Annotated in this window: 19 protein-coding genes and 1 tRNA gene; 9 read left to right on the top strand and 11 right to left on the bottom strand. The window is 72.2% G+C overall.

Features of this window, described 5'->3' with window-relative positions; all coding sequences use genetic code 11:
• The first annotated feature begins 252 nt into the window (after positions 1-252).
• Complete coding sequence (locus OG689_RS20085) at positions 253-2082, top strand: acyl-CoA dehydrogenase (protein WP_266322200.1); 1830 nt, start codon at positions 253-255, stop codon at positions 2080-2082.
• Between the two features lie 186 nt (positions 2083-2268).
• Here OG689_RS20085 and OG689_RS20080 read toward each other — a convergent pair whose 3' ends face one another.
• The 3 genes from OG689_RS20080 to OG689_RS20070 form a co-directional block, all read right to left on the bottom strand.
• Positions 2269-3516 carry an ABC transporter permease gene (locus OG689_RS20080; RefSeq protein WP_266322199.1) on the bottom strand — a complete coding sequence of 416 codons (1248 nt, stop codon included), beginning with the start codon at positions 3514-3516 and terminating at the stop codon, positions 2269-2271.
• Positions 3516-4199 (bottom strand): ABC transporter ATP-binding protein, encoded by a 684-nt coding sequence (locus tag OG689_RS20075; protein ID WP_266327291.1) that lies wholly within the window; start codon positions 4197-4199, stop codon positions 3516-3518. The genes OG689_RS20080 and OG689_RS20075 overlap by 1 nt, the downstream gene beginning before the upstream one ends.
• Before the next feature lie 101 nt (positions 4200-4300).
• Entirely contained in the window at positions 4301-5956 is a 1656-nt protein-coding gene (locus OG689_RS20070) for a hypothetical protein (RefSeq protein ID WP_266322197.1), read from the bottom strand.
• 504 nt (positions 5957-6460) lie between these two features.
• On the opposite strand from OG689_RS20070, the gene OG689_RS20065 reads away from it, so the two are divergent.
• Positions 6461-7771 (top strand): M18 family aminopeptidase, encoded by a 1311-nt coding sequence (locus tag OG689_RS20065; protein WP_073925032.1) that lies wholly within the window; start codon positions 6461-6463, stop codon positions 7769-7771.
• Positions 7772-7843: 72 nt separating this feature from the next.
• On the opposite strand, the gene OG689_RS20060 is transcribed toward OG689_RS20065, so the two are convergent.
• Both OG689_RS20060 and OG689_RS20055 read right to left on the bottom strand, forming a co-directional pair.
• Complete coding sequence (locus OG689_RS20060) at positions 7844-9679, bottom strand: NHL domain-containing thioredoxin family protein (RefSeq protein WP_266322194.1); 1836 nt, start codon at positions 9677-9679, stop codon at positions 7844-7846.
• Between the two features lie 69 nt (positions 9680-9748).
• Complete coding sequence (locus tag OG689_RS20055; protein ID WP_266322192.1) at positions 9749-10276, bottom strand: GNAT family N-acetyltransferase; 528 nt, start codon at positions 10274-10276, stop codon at positions 9749-9751.
• Positions 10277-10367: 91 nt separating this feature from the next.
• On the opposite strand from OG689_RS20055, the gene OG689_RS20050 reads away from it, so the two are divergent.
• Positions 10368-10856 (top strand): LURP-one-related family protein, encoded by a 489-nt coding sequence (locus OG689_RS20050; RefSeq protein ID WP_266322190.1) that lies wholly within the window; start codon positions 10368-10370, stop codon positions 10854-10856.
• A gap of 168 nt (positions 10857-11024) precedes the next feature.
• Positions 11025-11447 (top strand): DUF350 domain-containing protein, encoded by a 423-nt coding sequence (locus OG689_RS20045; protein WP_266322189.1) that lies wholly within the window; start codon positions 11025-11027, stop codon positions 11445-11447.
• Between the two features lie 79 nt (positions 11448-11526).
• Here the strand turns inward: OG689_RS20045 and OG689_RS20040 are convergent, their stop codons facing one another.
• Together OG689_RS20040 and OG689_RS20035 are read right to left on the bottom strand one after the other, a co-directional pair.
• Entirely contained in the window at positions 11527-12129 is a 603-nt protein-coding gene (locus OG689_RS20040; protein ID WP_266322187.1) for a GNAT family N-acetyltransferase, read from the bottom strand.
• A 131-nt stretch (positions 12130-12260) separates the two neighbouring features.
• Positions 12261-13544 (bottom strand): adenylosuccinate synthase, encoded by a 1284-nt coding sequence (locus tag OG689_RS20035; protein WP_266322185.1) that lies wholly within the window; start codon positions 13542-13544, stop codon positions 12261-12263.
• A 135-nt stretch (positions 13545-13679) separates the two neighbouring features.
• Between OG689_RS20035 and OG689_RS20030 the strand changes: the two genes are divergently transcribed.
• From OG689_RS20030 to purM, 3 genes are all read left to right on the top strand, one after another.
• A complete protein-coding gene (locus OG689_RS20030) occupies positions 13680-14522 on the top strand; it encodes a diacylglycerol kinase (protein ID WP_266327289.1) in 843 nt (280 codons plus the stop codon).
• Between the two features lie 319 nt (positions 14523-14841).
• The gene (gene purF / locus OG689_RS20025) at positions 14842-16425 is read left to right on the top strand and encodes an amidophosphoribosyltransferase (protein ID WP_266322184.1); all 1584 of its coding nucleotides are present in this window, start codon (positions 14842-14844) and stop codon (positions 16423-16425) included.
• Positions 16426-16496: 71 nt separating this feature from the next.
• Positions 16497-17582, top strand: a complete 1086-nt coding sequence (gene purM, locus OG689_RS20020) for a phosphoribosylformylglycinamidine cyclo-ligase (protein ID WP_266322182.1) — start codon at positions 16497-16499, stop codon at positions 17580-17582.
• A gap of 242 nt (positions 17583-17824) precedes the next feature.
• Here the strand turns inward: purM and OG689_RS20015 are convergent, their stop codons facing one another.
• A complete protein-coding gene (locus OG689_RS20015) occupies positions 17825-18079 on the bottom strand; it encodes a DUF3073 domain-containing protein (protein ID WP_190209048.1) in 255 nt (84 codons plus the stop codon).
• Positions 18080-18456: 377 nt separating this feature from the next.
• On the bottom strand, positions 18457-19617 hold the full coding sequence (locus OG689_RS20010; protein WP_323189310.1) for a Glu/Leu/Phe/Val dehydrogenase dimerization domain-containing protein: 1161 nt from the start codon (positions 19615-19617) through the stop codon (positions 18457-18459).
• 219 nt (positions 19618-19836) lie between these two features.
• Here OG689_RS20010 and OG689_RS20005 point away from each other — a divergent pair, with 219 nt between their 5' ends.
• Together OG689_RS20005 and bldC are read left to right on the top strand one after the other, a co-directional pair.
• Entirely contained in the window at positions 19837-20736 is a 900-nt protein-coding gene (locus OG689_RS20005) for a hypothetical protein (protein ID WP_266322180.1), read from the top strand.
• Positions 20737-21360: 624 nt separating this feature from the next.
• Positions 21361-21567 (top strand): developmental transcriptional regulator BldC, encoded by a 207-nt coding sequence (gene bldC / locus OG689_RS20000; RefSeq protein WP_014137253.1) that lies wholly within the window; start codon positions 21361-21363, stop codon positions 21565-21567.
• A gap of 493 nt (positions 21568-22060) precedes the next feature.
• Here the strand turns inward: bldC and OG689_RS19995 are convergent.
• Positions 22061-22134 (bottom strand) — tRNA-Asp (locus tag OG689_RS19995).
• Positions 22135-22237: 103 nt separating this feature from the next.
• Positions 22238-26191, bottom strand: coding sequence for an ATP-dependent RNA helicase HrpA (gene hrpA, locus OG689_RS19990; RefSeq protein WP_266327285.1), 3954 nt, complete (start codon positions 26189-26191; stop codon positions 22238-22240).
• Between the last annotated feature and the right edge of the window lie 206 nt (positions 26192-26397).

Genomic DNA, 26397 nt, shown 5'->3' with positions numbered 1-26397 from the left:
CGGACAGGCTATCGGGAGCGCGCTCCCCTGTGGGGCGGTCGATCCTGACAAGGACTACCCGTTCGGCGTTGTGGAAGGTTGCCACGGGTACACGTCCTGGTGACGTGACAACGTTCATAGCTGATTCGCCACTGATTCGCCGCGAAGGGCTTGAACAAGTTACCGCCGGGTAGCATCATGATGTCTACTGGTGGGTAAGTGGGGTGCCCGGCGCGGCGAACCCCCGGAAGCGACGAACCGGAGAAAACGGCCATGGGTCACTACAAGTCCAACCTGCGGGACGTGGAGTTCAACCTCTTCGAGGTGTTCGGCCGCGACCAGGTGTACGGCACCGGTCCGTTCGCCGACATGGACGTCGACACCGCGAAGAACATCCTCAGCGAGATCGCACGCCTCGCCGAGAACGACCTCGCCGCGTCCTTCACCGAGACCGATCGCACCCCGCCGGTCTTCGACCCCGCGACCAACACCGCGCCGATCCCGGCCGCGTTCAAGAAGAGCTACCAGACCTTCATGGACGCCGAGTGGTGGCGCCTGGGCATCCCGGAGGCCATCGGCGGCCAGGTCACCCCGTCCTCGCTGATCTGGGCCTTCGCCGAGCAGATCCTCGGCTCGAACCCGGCCATCTGGATGTACTCCTCCGGCCCGGCCTTCGCCGGCGTCGTCTACGAGGAGGGCACCGAGGAGCAGGCCAAGGTCGCCCAGCGCATGGTCGACCGCCAGTGGGGCGCCACCATGGTGCTGACCGAGCCCGACGCGGGCTCCGACGTCGGCGCCGGCCGCACCAAGGCGATCAAGCAGGAGGACGGCTCCTGGCACATCGAGGGTGTGAAGCGCTTCATCACCTCGGGCGAGCACGACATGTCCGAGAACATCATCCACCTGGTGCTGGCCCGCCCCGAGGGCGGCAAGCTCGGCACCAAGGGCCTGGGCCTGTACATCGTGCCCAAGTACGACTTCGACTGGGAGACCGGCGAGCTCGGCGAGCGCAACGGTGCCTACGCCACCAACGTCGAGCACAAGATGGGCCTCAAGGCCTCCAACACCTGCGAGATGACCTTCGGCGCCAAGCACCCGGCCAAGGGCTGGCTGCTCGGCGAGACCGTCGACGGCATCCGCCAGATGTTCAAGATCATCGAGTTCGCCCGGATGATGGTCGGCACGAAGGCCATCGCCACCCTCTCCACCGGCTACCTGAACGCCCTCGAGTACGCCAAGGAGCGCGTGCAGGGCGCCGACATCTCCAACTTCCTGGACAAGGCCGCCCCCCGGGTCACCATCACCAACCACCCGGACGTCCGCCGCTCGCTGATGACCCAGAAGGCCTACGCCGAGGGCATGCGCGCGCTGGTCCTGCTCACCGCCTCCACCCAGGACGACGTCCTCGCCGCCCGCCTGCGCGGCGAGCACGACGAGGCCGCCGAGCGCCTCAACGACCTGCTGCTGCCGATCGTCAAGGGCTACGGCTCGGAGAAGTCGTACGAGCAGCTCGCCCAGTCCCTGCAGACCTTCGGCGGCTCCGGCTACCTGCAGGAGTACCCGATCGAGCAGTACATCCGGGACGCCAAGATCGACACCCTCTACGAGGGCACCACCGCGATCCAGGGCCTGGACTTCTTCTTCCGCAAGATCGTCAAGGACGGCGGCCAGGCCCTCACCGCCGTCTCCGAGCAGATCCAGAAGTTCCTCGGCGCGGGCGAGGGCGGCGACGCCCTCGCCACCGAGCGCGAGCTGCTCGCCAAGGCCGCCGGCGACCTGGAAGCGATCGTCGGCAAGATGCTCGCCGACCTGTCCTCGGTCGAGCAGGACGTCAAGAACATGTACAAGGTGGGCCTCAACAGCACCCGCCTGCTGATGGTCTCCGGCGACGTCGTCATCGGCTGGCTGCTGCTGCGCCAGGCCGCCGTCGCGCTCGCCAAGCTGGAGGCCGGCGCCTCGGAGAAGGACGTCGCCTTCTACCAGGGCAAGGTCGCCGCCGCCCGCTTCTTCGCCCGCAACATCCTGCCGACCATCACCCCGCAGCGGGTGATCGCCGAGGGCGTCGACAACGAGATCATGGACCTCGCGGAGGACGCGTTCTAGGAACGCCCGCCGGTCACCGCGACCACCCCGACCGGGGGCGGACCGCGCCCGGCACCTCCCGAACGACCGCCTGATCCACCCTCAGCACGAAGGGGGCCCGCCGCACCGGTGGGCCCCCTTCGTGCTGCCCGCCGCCGCCCGGCCGCCCGGCCGCCCGGCCCCGACGGCGCGCCCCGGCTGCCGGGCTCAGCCGCTGCGCAGCGCCTTCAGCGGATCCGTCCGCGCGGCCCGCAGCGCCGGGTACAGGCCGGCCAGCAGGCCGACCACGCTGCCGACCAGCGGGGCCGGCAGGGTCGCCGCCGGCTGCAGCACCGCCGTCCAGTCCCGAGCCGCGGCCACCGCCAGCACCGTCACCACCCCCAGCCCGGTGCCGACCAGCCCGCCGAGCGTGCCCAGCGCCGTCGACTCGGTCAGGAACTGCGCCGCGATGTGCCGCGTCCTGGCGCCCAGCGAGCGGCGCAGCCCGATCTCCTCGGTGCGCTCCAGCACCGCCACCAGCGTGGTGTTGGCGATCCCGACCGCGCCGACCAGCAGGCAGATCGCCGCCAGGGCCAGGAAGAGGCCGGTCAGGTCCGAGGTCACCCTGTCCTGCAGGCTGTGCGGGTCCGGCGGCGGCACCACGGTGAAGGCCTCCGGCGCGTCCGGGCGCAGGGCGAGCGGCAGCTGCCGCGCCACCACCTCGGCCGCCCCCACCCGGGTCGAGACCAGCGCCTGGGTGCCCTGGTCACCGCCGGCCGGCGGACTGCCGAAGCGCTCCAGCGCCGTGGACGCCGGGATGATCACCCCGAGCAGTGCCCCCGACTGCCGCCGCACGTCCGAGTAGATCCCGACCACGGTGTACGGGATCCCGGCGATGAAGATCGCCGGCTGGGCGTCCAGCCGGCTCACCCCCAGCCGCTTGGCGGCGGCCGCACCGATCAGCGCCACCGGCTGGCGGGACTCCTGCACGTACGGGTCGAAGGGGACCCCGGCGACCATCGTCGGCTCCATCGCCGCCACCGCGCCGGGGGTGGCGGCCAGCAGGGCCAGCCCCTGACCGGCGTCCGGCCCGGTCGGCGTGGCGGCCATCGGCGCCACCGCGGGGACGGGCCACCAGACCCCGCCCGCGCGCACCCCGTCGATCCGGGCCAGCCGGGCGTCGGTGTCCGGCGGGAAGCTGGTCGGCGGATTGACGCCGGCCGGCAGGCCGTCCCCGGACGGGTGGTCGCCGGCCGTCACCGTGGTGGCCCTGGTCAGGCTGAACTGCTCGCCGATCTGCCCCGAGGCGGTCGCCGTCAGGCCCAGCACGGCCACGAACGCACCGATGCCGAGCACCGTGCCGAGCATGGTCAGCGCGGTACGGCCGGGGCGCTGCAGGGTGCCCGACAGGGCCTCGGCGAACAGGTCGCGCAGGCCCAGCCGGGAGGCCGGCCCGGGCAGGACGCTCCGGGCCATCAGCCGTCCACCGCCGGCCCGGTCAGCTCGCGGAGCCGGCCGTCGCTCATCCGCACCGAGCGCTGCGCGCGGGCCGCCACGGCCGGGTCGTGGGTGATGACGACGAGGGTGAAGCCCTGGGCGTGCAGGTCGTCGAACCGGGCCAGCACGGTGTCGGCGTTGGCCGAGTCCAGATTGCCGGTCGGCTCGTCGCACAGCAGCAGGCTCGGGCGGTTCACCAGCGCGCGGGCGATCGCCACCCGCTGCCGCTCGCCGCCGGAGAGCGTGCTGGGCAGCGCCTGGGTGCGGTGCGACAGGCCGACCCGGGCCAGGGCCTCGCGGGCGGCGTCCCGGCGGCGGGCGCGCGGGGTGCGGTTGTAGAGCTGGGCGAGCAGGACGTTCTCCTCGGCCGTGCGGTGGGCCAGCAGGTGGAAGGACTGGAAGACGAAGCCGATCCGCTGCCCGCGCAGGGTCGAGCGGTCCCGGTCGCCCAGCCGGGCGGTGTCGATCCCGTCGAGTTCGTAGCCGCCGGTGCTGGGGGTGTCGAGCAGGCCCAGCAGGTGCAGCAGGGTGGACTTGCCGGAGCCGGACGGGCCGGTGACCGCCACGTACTCCCCCCGGCGGATCTCCAGGTCGGACGGGTGCAGCGCGGTCACCGGCGGCGGGCCGGGGAAGCTCCGGCCGACGCCGGCCAGCCTGATCACCGGGGGGTCGGGGCTGCTGTCGGGCGCGGTGTCGGAGGCGGGGGTGGGCGCGGGCGCGGTGTCGGGGGTGGGGGTGGGCGCGGGCGCGGTGTCGGGGGCGGTCACTGCCCGACCACCACCAGGTCACCGGCGTTCAGCTCGCCGCCGTCGGCGGGAGTCACCGCCACGAAGCCCCTGTCGGTGGCGCCCAGGGTGACGGCCAGCGTGCTGCGCAGGCCCGCCGCGTCGACCCGGGTCACCGACGTCCGGCCGGCGGAGGTGGTGAAGACGGCGGCCACCGGCACGCTCAGCACCGGCACGTCCGAGGTGCCCTTGAGAACGGTGATCCGGACGTTCTGGCCGTTCAGCTCGGCCGGCAGCGGCGCCTTCGGTGCGACGGACAGCGGAACGTACGGCGCGCCGCCGGCCCCGCCGGCCTTCCCGCCGCCCTGGCTGCCCCCGCCGCCCTGGCCGACCGCTCCGCCACCGGATGCGGCGCCCGCCCCACCGCCCGCGCCGCCGATCGGGATCACCTTGCCCGCCGGTGGCACCGTGGTCGGCGCGCCCAGCGCCCCGACCGTGCCGGTGACCGTGATGTTGCCGGCCTCCGAGAGCACCTCCACCGGCATCCCGGGCCGCACCGCGGCGGCCTGCGCCTGGGTGAGCTGCCCGGTCAGCGACAGGCCGCCGCTGGTGAGGGAGAGCAGCGGGCCGGATACCGGTGAGCCCACCGAGCCGTTCACCGCGGTGACGGTCGCGGGGAAGGCCGGCAGGAAGACCACATGGGCGGCCGGCACCATCGGGCCGTTCAGCGACTCCGCCTTGGCCAGGGCGGCCCTGGCGGCGGTCAGCTCCTTCTTCGCGGTGGCGAGCTGCTGGTCGAGGCCGGGCCCGGGGGCGGAGTCGGCCCCCACCCTGGCGGGCGCGGCCGACGGGTCCGTGGTGGCGCCGGCGGCCGCCTTCTTCCGGACGGTCAAGGCGTCCACGGTCTGCTGGGCGGTGTCCGCCGCCTTCCGGGCCGTGTCCACGGCCTGCTGGGTGACGGCGCCGGTGGTCGGCACCGGGTGGCCCAGCCGGGTGTAGAAGTCGGTCACCGCCCGCGCCGTGCCGGCCGCGAACTCGCCCCGGTCGTCGCCGTGCGCAGGTAGGCCGAGCGCGGCCAGCGCGTCCTGCAGCTCCGCGACGTCGGGGCCGGTGCTGCCCGGCTTGAGGTCGCGGTACGCGGGCACCGCCCCGGCCAGGGCGAACAGCGGCTGCCCCGACACCTCGGCCAGCAGCCGGCCGGCGACCACCTGGTCGCCCGCCTTCACCTCCAGCCTGGACACGTACAACTGGGTGATCTCGGTGGAGGCCGAGGCAGGGGTGACGTCGTACTGCGTCGGCGGGTACACCGTGCCGCGCAGCACCACCGAGGGGTTGAGCACCTGCAGGGTCGCGGCCGCCGTCAGCGTCGTGTTCGGCGGCGGAGCCGTGCGGGCGGCCCGCTCGGCGGGGGACTGGATCAGCGAGGAGGCCGCCAGGCCGCCGACGGAGACCAGCGCCGCGACGGCGGCCACGGCCAGCAGGACGCGCCGGCGGCGGGCCGTCCGGGACAGGCCGCCGGCCGGGTCGGCCCCTGTCGGGTCGCCACCCACCGCATCGAGGCTCCCGGCGAGGTCCCGGTCGAGGTCCCGTTCGAGTGCCACCCCGGGCGCCTCGCCGGGCCCCTGGTCCGGCCGTCCGCCCCCGGTGCCGTCGGTGCTGTGCTGCGCGCGCCCGAACAATCCGCTCTCCCCCAAGACCTCTGATCCTCAGTCCACGTCGTCGCGGCGGCCGGGCCGGTTCGCACACCGACGGGCGCCCGGGCTCCGGCCCGGGCCGTCCGGCTCCCGGTGGCGTTCGGTCGCCCCCGCCGCTGCCCCGCCGCTGCCCCGGTGCTGCCCGGCGGGGCGGGCCCGGTACCGATCCTTGCGGCAACTCTGCAGCAAGAACAGGCAGTTCCGGCGGAAAATCGCGAAGACTCGGGCCTGGGCGCCGCAATCGTCCCGAAACGCCGGGCCGGCCGCCCGCGCGGGCGTCCACGGCAACCCCGACGGACGGTCAGCCGCCCCCCGCGCGAAGGCAGTTGCCGACGTCCGTCGAAAGAGCTGACGGAGCGCGTTCGCCCCGTTACTTTCACGGCGCTGTCCGCGTTCTGTACCCGTTCACGGGTTCCGGCTGTCATGTCCGTGTACGGGCATATGCTCAATGATGCCAAGCCGACCCCCCATCCGGTTTCGGCCCTCCCTCGACCCAGGAGCAGCATGTCGACCGCCGCCCGCCAGGCCTTCTTCGACCGGACGCACACCGATGACCTGATCGCCTTCCTCGGCTCCTCGCCGTCGCCGTACCACGCGGTGGCGAGCGCGGCGCAGCGACTGGAGAAGGTCGGCTTCCGCCAGGTCTCCGAGACCGACGCCTGGGACGGGACGACCGGCGGCCGGTACGTCGTCAGAGGCGGTGCGCTGATCGCCTGGTACGTGCCGCAGGGGGCCGGCCCGCAGACGCCGTTCCGGGTGGTCGGCACCCACACCGACTCGCCGAACCTGCGGGTCAAGCCGGTGCCGGACACCGGTTCGGCGGGGTGGCGGCAGGTGGCGGTGGAGATCTACGGCGGCGTCCCGCTGAACACCTGGCTCGACCGGGACCTCGGCCTCTCCGGCCGGCTGGCTCTGCGGGACGGCAGCGTGCGGCTGGTCCAGATCGACGAGCCGCTGCTGCGGGTGCCGCAGCTGGCGATCCACCTCGACCGGCAGGTCAACGACGGCCTCAAGCTCGACAAGCAGCGCCATCTGACGCCGATCTGGGGCCTGGGCCCGACCGACGAGGGATCGCTGATCGAGTACGTCGCCGAGCGGGCCGGCGTCCCCGCGGACGACATCGTCGGCTGGGACCTGATGACCCATGACGTCCAGCCGCCGTCCTACCTGGGCCGGGACCGCGAGCTGCTGGCCGGCCCCCGGCTGGACAACCTGCTCTCGGTGCACGCCGCCACCGCCGCGCTGGCCGCCACCGCGGCGGCCGCGGCCGAGGGCGCCGAGCTGCCGTACATCCCGGTGCTGGCCGCCTTCGACCACGAGGAGACCGGCAGCGAGTCGGACACCGGCGCCCAGGGTCCGCTGCTCGGCAACGTTCTGGAGCGCAGCGTGCACGCGCGCGGCGGCAGCCCGGAGGACCGCGCCCGCGCGCTGGCCGGCACGGTCTGCCTGTCCTCCGACATGGGCCACGCCGTGCACCCCAACTACAGCGAGCGGCACGAGCCGGGCCACCACCCGATGCCGAACGGCGGCCCGATCCTCAAGGTCAACGTCAACAACCGGTACGCGACGGACGCCGTGGGCCGGGCGGTCTTCGCCGCCGCCTGCGAGCGGGCCGGCGTGCCGTGGCAGACCTTCGTCTCCAACAACGCGATGCCCTGCGGCACCACCATCGGCCCGATCACCGCGGCCCGGCTCGGCATCACCACCGTGGACTGCGGGATCGCCGCGCTGTCCATGCACTCGGCCCGCGAGCTCTGCGGCGCCGACGACCCGTTCCTGCTGGCCGGCGCGATCAAGGCCTTCCTGGAGGGCTGACCGACGCGCGAAGGGCCCCCGGAAGCCGCTCACGGCGGTGTCCGGGGGCCCTCGGCACGTGCGGGCGCGCGGCTACTCCATGCCGGCCAGCACCAGCGGCAGCCGGCGCACACCGCCCGGGGTGAGCTTCACCGGCACGCCCCAGTCCTGCTGGTGCACATGGCAGGCCGGGTACTCGATCTCCGGGTCGTCGTCGCAGGACGCGGCCATCGCCGACACGTGCAGCACGCCCTCGGTGATCTCCTCGGAGAGCACCAGCTCCCGGTTGAGCGCGGAGTCCGCGCCCGCGCCGGAGAGCAGCAGCTCCGGCGGGGTGGAGCTGATCAGCAGCCGGGTGGACGGGCCGTAGCGCTCGTCCAGCTTCTGGCCGCTCGGCGCGGAGAACACCACGTCCAGCTGGAACACGCCGGGCGCGACCTCGGTGGCCGCGCGCCGGGTGCGGTGCGCCACCGACTCGACCTGGACGGCCTCCTCGGGCAGCCGCAGCCGGGTCAGCCGGTGCCGGGCGGACTCCACCACGACGATGTCCCCGTCCACCAGGACGGCGCCGGAGGGCTCGCGCAGGTCGGTGGCCAGCGTGGTCACCTCGCCCTCGCCGCCCTCCTCGGCCGCGGGGACGTACCGGCGCAGCGCGTGGTTGTAGGTGTCGGCGATCGCCACCGAGCCGTCAGGCAGCACCGTCACCCCGAGCGGGTGCTGGAGCAGGGCCTGCCCGGCGGCGCCGTCCCGGTGCCCGAAGTCGAACAGGCCGGTGCCGACAGCGGTGTGCACCGTCCTGGTTTCACGTGAAACCCAGCGGACCGCGGAGGTCTCCGAGTCCGCGACCCAGAGCTTGCCGCCGTCCGCCGAGACCGCCAGGCCCGAGGGCTGGGCGAACCAGGCCTCGGCCACCGGCCCGTCCACCAGGCCCTCGTTGGTCGTGCCGGCCGCCACCGCGACCGTGCCCTCGGCCGGGTCGAACGCCCAGAGCTGGTGCACCCCGGCCATCGCGATCCAGACCCGGCCGTCGAACCAGGCGACGTCCCACGGCGAGGAGAGGTCCACCTCACGGGCCGGGCCCTCGGTCGCCGTGCCCTGCCACCACTGCTTCCCGGTGCCGGCCAGCGTCCGGACCTCGCCGTCCGAGAGCCGCACCCCGCGCAGGGCGTGGTTCACCGTGTCGGCGACCACCACGTCGTACCCGAGGTCCAGGCCCGCCGGCACCAGCACCAGTCCCTGAGGCTCGCTGAAGCGGGGGGACGTCCCGTCCACCAGCCCGCGCTCGCCGTCGCCGATCCGCCGCACCACCCGCTCGCCGTCCTCGGCCAGCTCCACCAGGGAGTGGTGACCCGAGTCGGCGACCAGGAAGTTCCCGTTCGGGAGCCGGACCGCCTTGCCGGGGAACTTCAGGTCGCCCGCCACCGGCTCGGGTGCCACGTACGGGCCGTCACCGCGCCGCAGCGTGCCCTTCGCCGCGTGCTCGGCCTCCAGCTCCTCGACCAGCCGGGCGATCGCGTGCGCGTGCCCCTCGCCGGCGTGCTGCGCGACCACGTACCCCTCGGGGTCGATCACCACCAGCGTCGGCCAGGCCCGGACCGCGTACTGCTTCCAGGTGGCCAGCTCCGGATCGTCCAGCACCGGGTGGTGCACCTCGTAGCGCGCCACCGCGTCCACCACGGCCTGGTGGTCCGCCTCGTGCACGAACTTGGGGGAGTGCACGCCGACGATCACCAGGGTGTCGCGGTGCTTCTCCTCCAGCTCGCGCAGCTCGTCCAGGACGTGCAGGCAGTTGATACAACAAAAGGTCCAGAAATCAGCGATCACGATCTTGCCGCGGAAGTCCGCGAGGACGAGATCCTTGCCGCCGGTGTTCAGCCAACCGCCTGCCCCGACCAGCTCGGGGGCGCGTACACGTGCACGAGATGCCATACCCCCATCAAACCGCACCGCTGTCCTTCGCATTCCGGACGGTCGGCCGCATCGTGGCCGCGGGGCCGTTCAGCCGGCGGGCCGCTCCGGGGAAAGCTCCGCCCGCCAGCGGACCTCCCCGTCCTGCCGTTCGGCGGTGGGGGTGAGGCCGGCGGCGCGGGCGACGGCGGCGGAGGCCTCGTGCCCGGGGTGGATGTGGGCGACGACGGTGCGGACGCCCTGGGTGCGGAGCCAGGCGAGCAGGGCGCGGGCGGCCTCGCCGGCGAGACCGCGGCCCTGCCAGGGGGTGCCGACCACCCAGGCGATCTCGGCGCTCTGTGCGGTGAGGGTGCCGGTGGCCTGGACGTAGCCGACGGCGCGGCCGTCGACGCGCAGCCGCAGGATCCAGTTGCACCAGCTGACGTCGGGGTCGGGGGAGCCCGCGCCCAGGCGCCGGTAGCGGGCCCGCAGGGCGTCGGGGCCGTCCGGCTCGCCGCCGGTGAAGGCGTGCAGGGCCGGGTCGGCCAGCACCACGGCCATCTCCTCGGCGTCCGCCGGCTCCAGCGGGAGCAGGTCGAGGCGGTCGGTACGGATGGCGGCTGCTACCAGGGTTCGCATACCGGGATTCAACCCGGCCCGCGCGGGTGCTGGGCATGCGGCCCGGCATCGGGTCGAATGGAGGCCCGACACGGAGCACGCAGGAGGCGGCATGAAGTACCTGATCAGGGAGCGGCTGTTCGCGATCGGCGACGACTACTGGATCGAGGACGAGGACGGCCGCAAGGCCTACCTGGTGGACGGCAAGGTGCTGCGGCTGCGGGACACCTTCGAGCTGAAGGACGCGGACGGCCGGGTGGTGGCCGTGATCAAGGAGAAGGCGTTCACCGTCCGCGACGCGATGAAGATCGAGAACACCGAGGGCGACGTGGTCGCGACCGTTCGGGAGAAGCTCTTCACGCCGTTCCGCGACAAGTACCGGGTGGAGCTGGCCGCCGGCGGTGAGCTGACGATCCACGGGAACCTGATCGACAAGGACTACCGGATCGAGGACGACAACGGCGACGAGGTGGCCCGGATCTCCCGCAAGTGGTTCCGGATCCGGGACACCTACGGCGTGGACATCGTCGACGGTGCGGACGCCGGGCTGCTGCTCGCCGTCGCGGCCTGCGTGGACCACCTCGTCGACGAGGAGGACTGAGCCGGCCGCCGGCGCGCCGGGACCCGCGACGCGGGCCGGTACGGCGGGGCGGGGAGCGGATGTCGCCCGGGCCTGCCGGGGCCGCGGGGTCATGGGATATGTTTTGCCGATCCTTGACCCGTGCCCGGGAGATCCGGCGCGGGCACCGGCGGACCTGGGGGAGCGCCCATGAACGACATCGTGCACGGTCTGGGCGCCGCCGCGGCCTTCGGCGGCGTGGGCGTGGTGCTGCTGCTGCTCGGGGTCGGGCTGGTCGACCTGCTGACCCCGGGCAAGCTGGGCCGGCAGATCTGGGTGGAGCGCAACCGGAACGCGGCGGTGCTGCTCAGTTCCGCGCTGCTCGGGATCGGCGGCATCGTCTTCACCGCGATCCTCTACACCTACGAGGAGTTCGGCAAGGGGCTGGCCTCCACCGCGCTGTTCGGGCTGCTCGGCCTGGTCCTGATGGCGGTGGCGTTCTGGGCGGTGGACCTGCTGACCCCCGGCAAGCTCGGCGCGATCCTGGTGGACCCCGAGCCGCACCCGGCGGTGTGGGTGACGGCCAGCTGCAACCTCGCGGTGGCCGCGATCGTCGCCGCGGCCATCGCCTGACCCGGCCGGCCGGCCGCCGGCCCGCTCCGCCCGCGGCCCGACCTGCCGTCCGCGAGCGGCCCGCCGGGCCCCCGGGCCGTCAGCCGCGGGCCAGACGCTCCGTCAGCCGCCGCTTGGCCGGCGGCCACTCGTCCGCGAGCATCGAGAAGTACACGCTGTCGCGCCAGCTGCCGTCGGCGCGGCGGCGCTCCCGCCGGTGGATGCCCTCGAAGGTGGCGCCCAGGCGGAGGATGGCGTTGCGGGAGCGCTCGTTCAGGTGGTCGGTCTTCCAGAACACCCGCCCCATGCCCAGCTCCTCGTAGGCGTGGGTGAGCAGCAGCAGCTTGGCCTCGGTGTTCACGGCGGTCCGCCAGGCGGACCGGGCGTACCAGGTGCCGCCGATCTCGACGAGTTCGTCCTCGGCGTCGAAGTCGTAGTAGCCGGTCATGCCGACGGCCCGGCCGCTCTGCCGGTCGATGACGGCGAAGACCACGGCGGTGCCGGCCTCGATCTCGGCGAGCCGCTTGTCGATGACCGCGCCGAGCTCGTCCGCGCTGCGCGGGGTCCCGGAGGGGATCCAGCGCCAGACCTCCTCGTCCCCGCCGGCGGCGGCGAACAGGTCGGGCAGGTGGTGCCGGCCGAGGGGCTCCAGACGGATGGTCCGGCCGGTCAGGGTGAGGGGTGCGGGCAGCTTGGCGGTCATGCCCGGCAAGGTAGCCCGAGTTTGCACTAGATGCAACAGCATTATGCACTAGTTCAAATGCCCGGGCTGGCGGCGCCGGGCAGCCGAAAGGGCCCTGCGGCGAACCGCAGGGCCCTTCGACAGCGGACGGACTAGATGAACGAGTTGATCTGGATCGTCTCGGTCCGGCCCGGGCCGACACCGATGGCGGAGATCGGGGCGCCCGACATCTCCTCCAGCGCCTTCACGTACGCCTGCGCGTTCTTCGGCAGGTCGGCGAAGGTCTGCGCCTTGCTGATGTCCTCGGTCCAGCCGGGGAGGTTCTCGTAGATCGGCTTCGCGTGGTGGAAGTCCGACTGGTTGTACGGGAGCTCCTCGACGCGCTTGCCGTCGATCTCGTACGCGACGCAGACCGGGATCTGCTCCCAGCCGGTGAGCACGTCCAGCTTGGTGAGGAAGAAGTCGGTCAGGCCGTTGACGCGGGTGGCGTAGCGGGCGATGACCGCGTCGAACCAGCCGCAGCGGCGGTCACGGCCGGTGGTGACACCGCGCTCGCCGCCGATCCGGCGCAGCGCGTCGCCGTCGGCGTCCAGCAACTCGGTCGGGAACGGGCCCGAGCCGACGCGGGTGGTGTACGCCTTCAGGATGCCGATGACCCGGTCGATCTTGGTCGGGCCGATGCCGGCGCCGGTGCAGGCACCGCCGGCGGTCGGGTTCGACGAGGTCACGAAGGGGTACGTGCCGTGGTCGACGTCCAGCAGGGTGCCCTGGCCGCCCTCCAGCAGGACGACCTTGTTCGCCTTCAGGGCCTCGTCCAGGACGAGGGTGGTGTCGGCGAGGAAGGGGCGCAGCTTGTCGGCGTAGCCGAGGTACTCCTGGACGACCAGGTCGGCCGGGATGGCGCGGCGGTTGTAGAGCTTGACCAGCAGCTGGTTCTTGTCGTGCAGGGCCGCTTCGACCTTCTGCTGCAGGATCGACTCGTCGAAGAGGTCCTGGACCCGGATGCCGACGCGGTTGATCTTGTCGGCGTAGGTCGGGCCGATGCCGCGGCCGGTGGTGCCGATCCGGCGCTTGCCGAGGAAGCGCTCGGTGACCTTGTCCAGGGTGCGGTGGTACGGCGTGATCAGGTGGGCGTTGCCCGAGATCAGCAGCTTCGAGGTGTCGATGTCGCGCTCGTTCAGGCCGTTCAGCTCGGAGAGCAGCACGCCCGGGTCGATCACGACGCCGTTGCCGATCACCGGCACCACATTCGGGCTGAGGATGCCGGAAGGGAGCAGGTGCAGGGCATACTTCTGGTCGCCGATGACCACCGTGTGACCGGCGTTGTTGCCGCCCTGGTAGCGGACGACATAGTCGACGGAGCCACCGAGGAGGTCGGTCGCCTTCCCCTTGCCCTCGTCCCCCCACTGAGCGCCAACGAGCACGAGTGCCGGCACAGGCGTACACCCCTTCCGGTTGGGGCATCCTGCGTAGGCCGCAGTCTGCCCCGAGATAGACGAAGCCCCTGGCGCAATAGCGCAAGGGGCTCTTGCACCGAGAGATTACCTGAGGAAGGACCGGTCGTGTCGTCCCTGTCCACGCCCGCATCCCACGCTGCCACCCCCGGCAACGGCGAGCCACTGCTCGTCCTGCTCGACCCGGCCGCCAAGCAGACCGACGGAGAGTCGGTCCGGATCGCGAAGGATGTGCTCTGCGGAGGAGCGGACGTCAAGGTGGCGCACCCGGAGAGTCCGTCCGAACTGGACCGGGTGCTTTCGCACCGGGGCCGTCGTCGACCGGTCGTGATCGGGTCCGATCTGGCGCTGCAACGGGTCCTCCAGGCCCTGTACCGGCAGCGTGAACTGGGCAGCGACCCGGTCGGGCTGATCCCGGTGGGCCGGCCCGCCGAGCTGAACGCGGCCCGGGCCCTGGGGGTGCCCGCGGAGCCGGTCCGAGCGGCCCGGGCGGTCCTCACGGGGGCGCCGCGCGAGCTGGACCTGCTGGTGGACGACGGCGGCGGGGTGGTGCTGGGCGCGGTCCGGATCGCGGGGACGGGCGTCCGCCGCGGGCTGGGCCGAACGGGCGGTTGGCGTTCGCTATGGGCGAAACTGGCTGCGGCCGAGCAGGCGACCGGCAAGCCGCCGCAGGGGGCCGGCGAGCACCCCGAGGCGCGGCTGCGGGTGGAGGCGGACGGACGGCTGCTGGCGGACGTCCACCGGCCGGTGCGGGTGGTCCAGGTGAGCCTGCCGCTGGGCGAGGGCGTGATGGAGATCGTGGTGCGCGCCCCGGGCGCGCTGGTCCGGGCCCGCGCCGGGTCGGTCACGGTGGCCGGCCGCGGCTTCGGCTACGAGGCGGACGGGCACCCGGTCGGCCCGGTCCGCACCCGGACCTGGACGGTGCACCCGGCCTGCTGGCGACTGCTGCTGCCGGGCTGACCCGCGGGCCGACTCCGGGCGGCCGCCGGGAGCCCTGCGGCCCCGGGGAGCGGGGTGCGCCGGGGGCGCGCGGCCCCGGCCCGGACGGACCCGGGTGAGCAGGGTCACGTTTTCGCCGTCCGGGGCGCCTCGGGCGGCCCGGCCCGGCCGAGGCCAACGGGCGCGCGTCGCAAGGCAGGGGGGGTGGTCGGGCCGATTCCCGGATTCGAAATGCGCTGACGGTAAGGGGTTTTGTCTACGCGCGTCGCCGGTTGATCGTCCGACCGCTGCCCCCTCCCCCGTTCGGGAAGGCTGTGCCAACTGCCCTAGACTCGAAGACGTGCCACGTGGTGACGGAAGACTCAACCACGATCTTCTTCCCGGCGAGAAAGGCCCCCAGGACGCTTGCGGCGTCTTCGGTGTCTGGGCTCCCGGCGAGGAGGTCGCCAAGCTCACGTTCTTCGGCCTTTATGCCCTGCAGCACCGTGGACAGGAATCCGCGGGCATCGCAGTGAGCAACGGCTCCCAGATTCTCGTCTTCAAGGACATGGGACTTGTCTCCCAGGTCTTCGACGAGGCCTCCCTGGGGTCCTTGCACGGGCATATCGCCGTCGGACACGCCCGCTACTCGACCACCGGTTCCTCGGTCTGGGAGAACGCCCAGCCGACCTTCCGCGCGACCGTCAACGGTTCGCTGGCCCTCGGGCACAACGGAAACCTGGTGAACACCGCCGAACTGGCGGAGATGGTCGCCCGACTGCCCGGTGAGGAGCACGTCTCCCGCTCCGGCCGCAGCGCCGCGACCAACGACACCGATCTGGTGACAGCCCTGCTCGCGGGCCACCCTGAGCTCTCCATCGAGGAGACCGCCCAGCAGGTGCTGCCCAAGGTCAAGGGCGCCTTCTCGCTGGTCTTCATGGACGAGCACACGCTCTACGCCGCCCGTGACCCGCAGGGCATCCGCCCGCTGGTCCTCGGCCGGCTGGAGCGCGGCTGGGTGGTCGCCTCCGAGACGGCCGCCCTCGACATCTGCGGCGCCTCCTACATCCGTGAGGTGGAGCCCGGCGAGCTGATCGCCATCGACGAGAACGGCATGCGCAGCAGCCGGTTCGCCGAGGCCAAGCCGAAGGGCTGCGTCTTCGAGTACGTCTACCTGGCCCGCCCCGACACCTCCATCGCCGGCCGCAACGTGCACCTCTCCCGCGTGGAGATGGGGCGCAAGCTGGCCAAGGAGGCACCCGTCGAGGCCGACCTGGTGATAGCGACCCCGGAGTCCGGCACCCCGGCCGCCATCGGCTACGCCGAGGCCAGCGGCATCCCGTACGGCTCCGGCCTGGTGAAGAACGCCTACGTGGGCCGTACCTTCATCCAGCCCAGCCAGACCATCCGCCAGCTCGGGATCCGGCTCAAGCTCAACCCGCTCAAGGAAGTCATCGCGGGCAAGCGCCTGGTCGTCGTCGACGACTCCATCGTGCGCGGCAACACCCAGCGCGCGCTGGTGCGGATGCTGCGTGAGGCGGGCGCCGCCGAGGTGCACATCCGGATCTCCTCGCCGCCGGTGAAGTGGCCCTGCTTCTTCGGCATCGACTTCGCGACCCGCGCGGAGCTGATCGCCAACGGGATGACCGTCGAGGAGATCGGCCGCACGCTCGGCGCGGACTCCCTGGCGTACATCTCGATCGACGGCATGATCGAGGCGACCACGCAGCCCAAGGACAAGCTCTGCCGGGCCTGCTTCGACGGGGTCTACCCGATGGAGCTGCCGGACCCGGCACTGCTGGGCAAGCTGCTCCTGGAGGCCGAGATCAAGGGCAGCCAGCAGCCGCCGGCCGTCCGCGGCAAGCCGCACTCCGGAGCGGACCTGGACGGTGTCCAGTCGCTGCTCGGCGGTGGCGGCGCGGCCGACGCGCTGCGACGCCCGTAGTTTTCCCGCTGCGGGGCCCGTCACCGGGCCCCGCGGTCGTTCACCCCCCTGACCCGAGAGGGCCGCACGCAGTGACCAGCAACGAGAGCGGTGCCACCTACGCCGCCGCAGGTGTCGACATCGAGGCGGGCGACCGCGCCGTCGAACTGATGAAGCAGTGGGTCAAGAAGGCCAACCGCCCCGAGGTGGTCGGCGGTCTCGGCGGCTTCGCCGGGCTGTTCGACGCCTCCGCCTTCAAGCGCTACGAGCGGCCGCTGCTGGCCTCGGCCACCGACGGCGTGGGGACGAAGGTCGCCATCTCCCGGGCGATGGACAAGCACGACACCATCGGCCACGACCTGGTCGGCATGGTCGTCGACGACCTGGTGGTCTGCGGCGCCGAGCCGCTCTTCATGACCGACTACATCTGCGTCGGCAAGGTCGTCCCCGAGCGGGTCGCCCAGATCGTCAAGGGCATCGCCGAGGGCTGCGCGCTGGCCGGCTGCGCGCTGGTCGGCGGCGAGACCGCCGAGCACCCCGGCCTGCTCGGGCCGGACGACTACGACGTCGCGGGCGCCGGCACCGGTGTGGTGGAGGCCGACGCGCTGCTGGGCGCGGAGCGGGTCCGCGCGGGCGACGTGGTGATCGCGATGGCCGCCTCCGGGCTGCACTCCAACGGCTACTCGCTGGTGCGCCACGTGCTGCTGAACGAGGCCGGCTGGAAGCTCGACCGCAAGGTCGAGGAGTTCGGCCGGACGCTGGGCGAGGAGCTGCTGGAGCCGACCAGGATCTACTCCCTGGACTGCCTGGCGCTCACCCGCGCCACCGAGATCCACGCTTTCTCGCACGTCACCGGCGGCGGCCTGGCCGCCAACCTGGCCCGGGTCGTTCCGGCTGGCCTGCACGCCCGTCTGGACCGCGGCACCTGGACGCCGCTGCCGGTCTTCCAGACCGTCGCCCAGGTCGGCAAGGTGGCCACCCTGGAGATCGAGAAGACCCTGAACATGGGCGTCGGCATGGTGGCCGTCGTCCCGCCGGAATCGGTGGACACCGTGCTCGCGATCCTGGAGGACCGCGGCGTGGAGTCCTGGCTGCTCGGCGACATCGTCGACCGCACCTCGGAGCACGCCGACGGCGCGGCCCTCTACAACGAGTACGAGGGCTTCACCGCGGGCTGACCGGGCGCACGGGAGCCCTCCGCCGGTGACCGGTGGAGGGCTTTGCGCTACCCGGTTCACGCTGCCGGGCGGTACCGGGCAGGCCGGTGACCGGGGCCTGGTGGTGCGCTCCCGCCGGGCCGAGACGGCCGGTACGGGCCCGCCGGCCCGCTGCGCCGCCGGTCGAGGGGCGACCGGTGTCCGGGAACGGCGAAAACCGGCCCGGCGCACTGGGCGCCAGGGCCGGTCAGGCCAGGCTGTGACTACGCTCGGCGGCGGGCCTGGGTGTGGCCGCTTTCCGCCTCGGTGTCGTCCTCGTCGTCCTCGTCGGCGTAGAGATTCGCATACGCCGCGTAGGGGTCGTCCTCGTCCTCCTCCTCGACCGGCTCAGGGCTGATCGGGATGGAGGGCGAAACGCCCAGCTCGCTGGACAGACGGTTGGCGTCGAACCCGCCGCTGTTGTACTTCAGCTCGCGGGCGACCTTCGTCTGCTTGGCCTTGGCCCGGCCGCGCCCCATGGGTCGACCCCCTCAACGATGGGGCTCACGGCCCCGAGTCTGACACGTGTTCATGATCAGGAGCGGCCTGCCCGAATGGGGAGAACCGTCCCTTGGAGCATTAACGGTACCTGTTTCTGCCGCCGGGCGGTACGTCGTCAGTGTGACGTGGCGCGCACCGCTCGCACCCAAGACCCGGTCTTTCCAGGTCACAGGCGGTTTTCCGGGGTTCAGCAAGCTGTCCGGAGGTGATTCAGGTCCGTCGTTCCAGGCTCGATTATCCCCCCAAGGGGGGTCCGGGATCGCCCGATCGGGTGCGGAAGTGAGAATCCGGTTCCACATGGTGATGCGTGGGGGGCGGGGGATGACCCCGCGGGGAGCCCGCCCCCCACGCCCGGTCAGTTGCCGCGCGCGCCCGGCAGCAGGATCGTGCGCAGCGAGCTGATCTCCCGCATCCGCTTCTCCGCGAGGCGGTCCGCGGCGACGGCCGGCGGCACGCCGTCGGTGGTGGCCCGGGTGAAGATCTCCAGGGTGGTGTCGAAGATCTTCGTGGCCTTGTTCTTGGCCCGCTCGAAGTTGAAGCCCTGGATCTCGTCGGCGACCTGGATCACGCCGCCGGAGTTCACCAGGTAGTCGGGCGCGTACAGGATGCCGCGGTCGGCGAGGTCCTTCTCGACGCCCGGGTGGGCCAGCTGGTTGTTGGCCGCGCCGCAGACCAGCGAGGTGCCGGCGGCGCCGAGCGCGCCCACCGTGTGGTCGTCCAGCGCGCCGCCCAGCGCGCAGGGGGCGTAGACGTCCAGGGCGGCCGCCAGCAGCGCCGCGGTGTCGGCGACCACCTCCACGTCCGGGTGGGCGGCCCGCACGCGGTTCACGGCCGCCTCGGAGACGTCGGTGACGATCACGTGGGCGCCGTCCGCGACCAGGTGGCCGACCAGGTAGTGGCCGACCTTGCCGACGCCGGACACGCCGACCCGGCGGCCGCGCAGCGTCGGCTGGCCCCAGCGGGCCTGCGCGGAGGCGCGCATCCCCTGGAAGACGCCGAAGGCGGTCAGGATGGAGGAGTCGCCGGCGCCGCCGTGCTCGGGCGAGCGGCCCGTCACGAAGCTGGTCTCGCGGGCGATCACGTCCATGTCCTGGACGTAGGTGCCCACGTCGCACGCGGTGACGTAGCGCCCGCGCAGGGACTCCACGAACCGGCCGTAGGCGCGGAGCATCGCCTCGTTCTTGTCCTTGCCCGGGTCGCCGATGATGACGGCCTTGCCGCCGCCCAGGTCGAGCCCGGCCAGCGCGTTCTTGTAGCTCATGCCGCGGGAGAGGCGCAGCGCGTCCTCCAGCGCCTCCTCCTCCGTCAGGTACGGGAAGAAGCGGGTACCGCCGAGGGCCGGGCCCAGGGCGGTGGAGTGGATGGCGATGATCGCCTTGAGTCCGGAGCTGCGGTCGTGGCAGAGCACGACCTGCTCGTGGCCGTCGCCGGGGGCGCCGTCCTGCTCGGTGCGGAAGATCCTGCTGAGCACGCCGGGTGCGGGGTGCGTCGCGGATGCGGTCTGTACGTCGGTCACTGTGGTGACTCCAGTATCCGAGGCCCGCTGCTGTGGTGCGGGCGCCTAGGGCGAAGCGTAGTCCGCGGGGGCCCGCCGATCTCCCCCTCGGCGGGGTCCGGCCCAGGTTGTCCGGCCGTCGCCCCGGCCCGCCCGGCGGGGAGCGCGGGCCGGGCCGGGCCACGCCGTTCCCGTGCGCACCCTCCCGGCCTGTGGGTGGTGCGTGCGACGATGCAGAGCGTGACCGCCGTGCGTACCTCCGTGCTCCCGCCCTACGCCGCCCACCTGCGGGTCTACGAGCCGCTGGCCGCCTTCCCCGAGCCCGACCGGGCCCACTGGCAGGCGTACGCCTCGGCGCACGGGCCCGACGCGGGCGCGGTGGAGCAGCCGGTCGCGCGGGCGGCGCTGGAGGAGCAGCGGACGGCGCTCGCCGACCTGGTGGGGCGTACGCCGCGCGCGCTGCCCGAGCGGGAGAGCGGGCGGGCCTTCGTACGGGCCGTGGACGGGGTCACGTACGTCTGCCCGTGGGCCACCCGGCTGCGCAGCTGGCAGGCGCTGGACGAGCTGCGGGAGAGCGCCCCGGTGGCGCTGCTGGACACCGCGCTGCCGCCGGCCACCCGGGCCGCGGCGGAGGCCGACCGGGAGCGCTGGCGGGCCGGGCACCCGGACGCCCGCCCGTGGATCATGACCAGCCGGTGGGAGGTGCCGGTGCGCTGGTTCCTGCCGTTCGGGGAGGAGGACCGCTGTTTCGTGCCGCCGGCCCCGGCCGGACCCGGCGAGGGGGAAGAACAGGTGCCGGCCGCGCTGTTCTACCTGACGCCGATGGCCCAGGCCCGCCGTAGGGTGGCCAGGGCCTACCGGGCGCTGCGGACGGGGGTCGCGGAGGGGGAGCCGGCCCAGGGGGCGGAGCAGATCGGGCGGTGGCTGGAGGAGTTCCATCCGCGCTCGCTGGTGGAGCTGGACTACGGGGGCCTGGTGCATCTGCTCGGCCCGGAGCGGCTGGCCGAGGACCGGTCGGCGGGGGAGCTGGAGGAGGGCCTCGCCGCGCTGCGGGCCGGGGACACGGCGACGGCGGTGCGGGCGTACGAGACGGTGACCCTGCGGTGGCGGCGGGTGCTGGCGCTGCGACAGGCGAACTGAGGGGCCCCCGGGGCGGTGCGGTGCGGGGCCGGGGAGGAGACGGCCGTGGGGGTCCGGCGGGGGCCGGGTCGCAGGGCGGGAAGGGGGCGCAGTGTCGGGGGCCGAGGGCGGATGAGCCGACGTCAGCGCAGGTGGGGGCGGGTGCCGGTGGCGGCGGTCGGACCGGTGGGGCCTTGGGCCCGGCGGTCGTGACCTAGGTCCCGGTTCGGGTCAATACCTGTCGAACGTGACACTACTCACCGTTGACGTGAACTTACCCCTATGTGTAAAAATGGGACAACCAGCCCACCTCCACACGAGCATGCCCACTTTTGGGTGGTTCTGGAGTTGATGCGTGCTTTGTAGGGAATCAGCGGGTCTGGCCCCATCATCACCGAATGTCACGAAAATGTGACTGTCCGTTATGGGATAGTCCATCGCCTTCCGTCGCTCTTGGCCCTTGTAGGGGTCAATTTTGCCGGTTTGGCCGATGGGGCTGGACGGATGGTGTAGTTGTAGACACCAGGACAAGCCGTTCGTCCTATAACCGACTCGGCCTGTGTATGTCATTTCGGGCATCGCGGGCCAAGGTGCAGAATTTGAAGGATAGAACCGCCCTGGTTCGGTTCTCCGAGGAGGCCGCTCATGACCGCTCGTACCCCTGATGCTGAGCCTCTGCTGACGCCGGCAGAGGTAGCCACCATGTTCCGCGTTGACCCGAAGACGGTGACGCGTTGGGCCAAGGCAGGCAAGCTCACATCCATTCGCACGCTCGGCGGTCACCGCCGTTACCGTGAGGCGGAGGTGCGCGCCCTGCTGGCCGGTATTCCGGCGCAGCGCACCGAGGCCTGACAGCGCTAAAACGCACTTTTAGTCCGAAGGGACCGTTCACCAGACTCCGCCGGGTCTGGGAGGCGGTCCCTTCGGCGTTCCCGGAGATGGATTCGGCCACCCGGAATGCTTTCTTCCGCGTAACGATCGGAGTAACGATCGGATATCCGTGGGGCGGGGGGGATTCCCGGCCAATGACTATGCAATTTTATATATTAAATTAGGGGCGTCCTGAGGGGGGTCGCTGGTGTCCGGTCTCAGGAAAAGCCGAGTGATGACCGTCACACTTGCCCGGCTTGTGGTCTAGACCTGGCGTGGGGTACATCGGTCCCCGGCCGCCCGGTCCGCCTCCCGGGCCGCAGCCGCCCCCGGAGGCGGGTCGCACGGGCCCGCCGGACCGGAGGGGTGGGCGGTGACCTGGGCCGCTCCGGCTGCCACCGGGAGCGGCCGGAGCTGACCGCACGTCAAACACAAGAGGCCCGGAACCTCGCGGTTCCGGGCCTCTTGCCTACTGCGATCCTGACGGGACTTGAACCCGCGACCTCCACCTTGACAGGGTGGCGAGCTAACCAACTGCTCCACAGGACCAGATTTTCACTCTGTTGTCCGCCCCGCTTGCGCTGCGAACAAGACAGATCGTACTGCATGGTGGGCCCCCAGGTCGAACCGGCTCCCGGAGGCCCCTCCCAGCTCACAGCGTCGCCTGCGCCGCCTCCATCGCCTTCATGATCCGCTTCTCCGAGACCGGGGTCGGCGTGCCCAGCGACTGGGCGAAGAAGCTCACCCGCAGCTCCTCGATCATCCAGCGGATCTGCCGGACCTCGGGGGTGGGCCGGCGCCCGGCCGGCACCGCCGCCAGCAGGTCGCCGTAGGCCCGCTGCACCTGCTGGACCTTCAGCAGCTGCTGGGCGTCCCGCTGCGGGTGGTTGGGCAGCGCCTCCAGCCGGCGGTCCACCGCCAGCAGGTAGCGCTTCAGGTCGCCCAGCCGGCGCCAGCCGGTGTCGGTGACGAAGCCCGGGTGTACCAGCGAGGCCAGGTGCAGCCGGATGTCGTTCACCGCCGTCAGCAGGACCGGACTGCTCACCGTCTTCAACCGGGTCGAGGCCTTGTGGAAGGCGATCAGCGCCGTCGCGGTCTTCAGCGTGGTGTCCGCCGAGACCTCGTACAGGTCGGCCCGCACCTTGTCGAAGAGCTTGCCGAAGGCCGCCTCGTCCCAGGCCGGGCCGCCGGCCGCCTCCATCAGGCGGTCGGTGGCGCAGGCCACGATGTCCTCGAACAGCGCCGGGATCGAGCCGTGCGGGTTGTGCGAGAGGGCGAGCTTGGCCTGGTTGCCGAGGCGGCCCTGGATCGACTTGGCGGGGGAGTTGGTGGTCAGCATCAGCAGCCGTCGGGTACCGGCCCACATGGCCGTCTCCTGGGCCTCCGCGGTGTCGAAGAGCTTCACCGCGGCCGAGGTGCCCTCGTCCACCAGCGCCGGGTAGGCCCGCAGCGAGTGGCCCCGCGAGCGCTGCTCGAAGGTCCGCTGCAGCACCGGGAGGGAGGCCGGCCAGGCGGTCAGCCCGCTCTGCTCGATGCCCTGCCCGGAGGCGGCCGAGGAGAGCGTCTCCTTCAGCTTGGGCTTCAGCTTCAGCCGCAGCTCCTCCAGGTCCTTGGACTCCGCGAGCTTCCGCTTGCCGTCCACCACCCGGAAGGTGACCTTGAGGTGGTCGGGCACCCGCTCGTCGTCCCAGGCCTCCGGCGGGATCGTGACGGCCGTCAGGCGGCGCAGGATGTGCTCCAGCGAGGGCAGCAGCGGCTCGGTGGACCCGAAGGTCCCGGCCGCCTGGCGCTCCCTCACCTGGCGCAGCGCGGCCCGGGCGAAGTCCGGGGCGGGGACGAAGTTGCGGCGCAGCGCCTTGGGCAGGGCCCGGATGTAGGCGGTGACCAACTCCTCGCGCAGACCGGGGATCTGCCAGTCGAAGCCCTCGGAGGTGACCTGGTTGAGCACCGGCAGCGGGATGTGCACCGTCACGCCGTCGGCGTCGCTGCCCGGCTCGAACTGGTAGGTCAGCTTGAAGCGCAGCTTGCCCTGCTGCCAGTAGTCCGGGTAGTCCTCCTCGGTGATGCCGCCGGCCGCGTCGTTGATCAGCATCGACTTCTCGAAGTTGAGCAGGTCGGGCTGGTCGTGCCGGGTCTTCTTCCACCAGGAGTCGAAGTGCCGGGTGGAGACGACGTCCTCGGGCAGCCGGGCGTCGTAGAAGTCGAACAGGGTCTGGTCGTCGACCATGATGTCGCGGCGGCGGGCCCGGTTCTCCAGCTCCTCGACCTCGCCGAGCATCGTGCGGTTGGCCGCGAAGAAGTCGTGGTGGGTCTCCCAGTCGCCCTCGACCAGGGCGTTGCGGATGAACAGCTCGCGGCAGAGCTCCGGGTCGATCCGGCCGTAGTTGACCTTGCGCTGGGCGACGATCGGCATCCCGTAGAGGGTCACCTTCTCGAAGGCCAGCACCGCGCCGGCCTTCTTCTCCCAGTGCGGCTCGCTGTAGCTGCGCTTGATCAGGTGGCCGGCCAGCGGCTCCACCCACTCCGGTTCGATCTTGGCGTTGATCCTGGCCCACAGCCGGGAGGTCTCCACCAGCTCGGCCGACATCACCCAGCGCGGCGGCTTCTTGAACAGGCCGGAGCCGGGGAAGACCGCGAACCGGGCCGCCCGGGCGCCGCCGTACTCGCGCTTCTCCACGTCGTACAGGCCGATGTGCGAGAGCAGGCCCGCCAGCAGCGACTGGTGGATCCGGTCCGCGTCCGGCTCCGCGTCGGGGTGGGGCTCCTCGATGGTGACCCCGAGCTGCTTGGCGACCGTCCGCAGCTGGGAGTAGATGTCCTGCCACTCCCGTATCCGCAGGTAGTTCAGGAACTCGGCCTTGCACATCCGGCGGAAGGCCGAGGAGGAGAGCTCCTTCTGCTGCTCCCTGACGTAGCGCCACATCGCCAGGAAGGCCAGGAAGTCGGACGTCTCGGAGTTGAAGCGGCGGTGCCGTTCGTCGGCGGCCTGGCGCTTCTCGGTGGGGCGCTCGCGCGGGTCCTGGATGGAGAGGGCGGCGGCGATCACCATCACGTCCCGGACGCAGCCGTTCTTGTCCGCCTCCAGCACCATCCGGGCCATCCGCGGGTCGACCGGCAGCTGGGCGAGCTGGCGGCCGAGCGGGGTGAGGCGCTTGCGCGGGTCCTTCTCGGCGGGGTCGAGGGCACCCAGCTCGTGGAGCAGGTTGACGCCGTCCTTGATGTTGCGCGAGTCCGGCGGGTCCAGGAACGGGAACGCCGCGATGTCGCCGAGGCCGGCCGCGGTCATCTGCAGGATGACCGAGGCCAGGTTGGTGCGCAGGATCTCGGCATCGGTGAACTCGGGGCGGGAGAGGAAGTCCTCCTCCGAGTACAGCCGGATGCAGATGCCGTCCGAGGTACGGCCGCAGCGGCCCTTGCGCTGGTTGGCGCTGGCCTGGCTGACCGCCTCGATCGGCAGCCGCTGGACCTTGGTGCGGTGGCTGTAGCGGGAGATCCTCGCGGTGCCCGGGTCGATCACGTACTTGATGCCGGGGACGGTCAGCGAGGTCTCGGCGACGTTGGTGGCCAGCACGATCCGGCGGCTTCCGGAGCGCTGGAACACCCGGTGCTGCTCCGCCGAGGAGAGCCGGGCGTACAGCGGCAGGACCTCGGTGAACTTCAGCTTCAGCTTGTTCAGGGCGTCCGCGGTGTCGCGGATCTCGCGCTCGCCGGAGAGGAACACCAGGATGTCGCCCGGCCCCTCGGCCTGCAGCTCCTCGGCCGCGTCGCAGATCGCCTGGATCTGGTCGCGGTCGCGGTCCACGTCGCCGCGGTCGTCGTCCTCCTCGTCGGCCTCGTCCAGGATCGGGCGGTAGCGGACCTCGACGGGGTAGGTCCGGCCGGAGACCTCGATGATCGGGGCGTCGCCGAAGTGGTTGGCGAAGCGCTCCGGGTCGATGGTCGCCGAGGTGATGACGACCTTGAGGTCGGGGCGGCGGGGGAGCAGCTGTTTGACGTACCCGAGGATGAAGTCGATGTTGAGGCTGCGCTCGTGCGCCTCGTCGATGATCAGGGTGTCGTACTGGCGCAGCTCGCGGTCGGTCTGGATCTCGGCCAGCAGGATGCCGTCCGTCATCAGCTTGACCAGGGTGTCCGGGCCGACCTGGTCGGTGAAGCGGACCTTCCAGCCGACCGCCTCGCCGAGCGGGGTGCGCAACTCCTCGGCCACCCGCTCGGCGACCGTGCGGGCGGCGATCCGGCGCGGCTGGGTGTGGGCGATCAGGCCCTTGACGCCGCGGCCCAGCTCCAGGCAGATCTTCGGGATCTGGGTGGTCTTCCCGGAGCCCGTCTCACCGGCCACGATCACCACCTGGTGGTCGCGGATCGCGGCGAGGATGTCGTCCTTCTTCTGGCTGACCGGCAGCTCGGCGGGATACGTGATCTCCGGGACGGCGGCCCGGCGCTGCTCGACCCGCAGCTCGGCCCGGTCGATCTCGGCGGCGATCTCGGTGGCGGCCTTCTGCCGGGCCTCGGGCTTGCGGATCCGCCGGGCGCCCTCCAGCCGGCGGCCGATCCGCTGCTGGTCGCGCAGGGTCAGCTCGGGCAGGCGGACGGCCAGCTCGCCGATGCCGCTACCCCGGCCGGGCCCCTTGCTGAGACCGCCCTCGGGGGCGTCGGCGGGGGCGTCGGCGGGCTGGGCTACGGGAGAACTCACTGCGGGCATCCCTCTAGGTTCGCAAGGAGGTGCGGCTGCGCGCACCTCGGTTTTCGAGCCCCTCCAGTGTCACAGCCCCCGGGCACGACTCGCGAACCCCGGCTGCCCGCCCCGGGTGT

Source organism: Kitasatospora sp. NBC_00240, assembly GCF_026342405.1.
In the GTDB taxonomy this organism is placed as follows: Bacteria; Actinomycetota; Actinomycetes; order Streptomycetales; family Streptomycetaceae; genus Kitasatospora.
The sequence above is the reverse complement of the archived record's forward strand: the minus strand, read 5'-3'. Positions and strand labels throughout refer to the sequence as shown.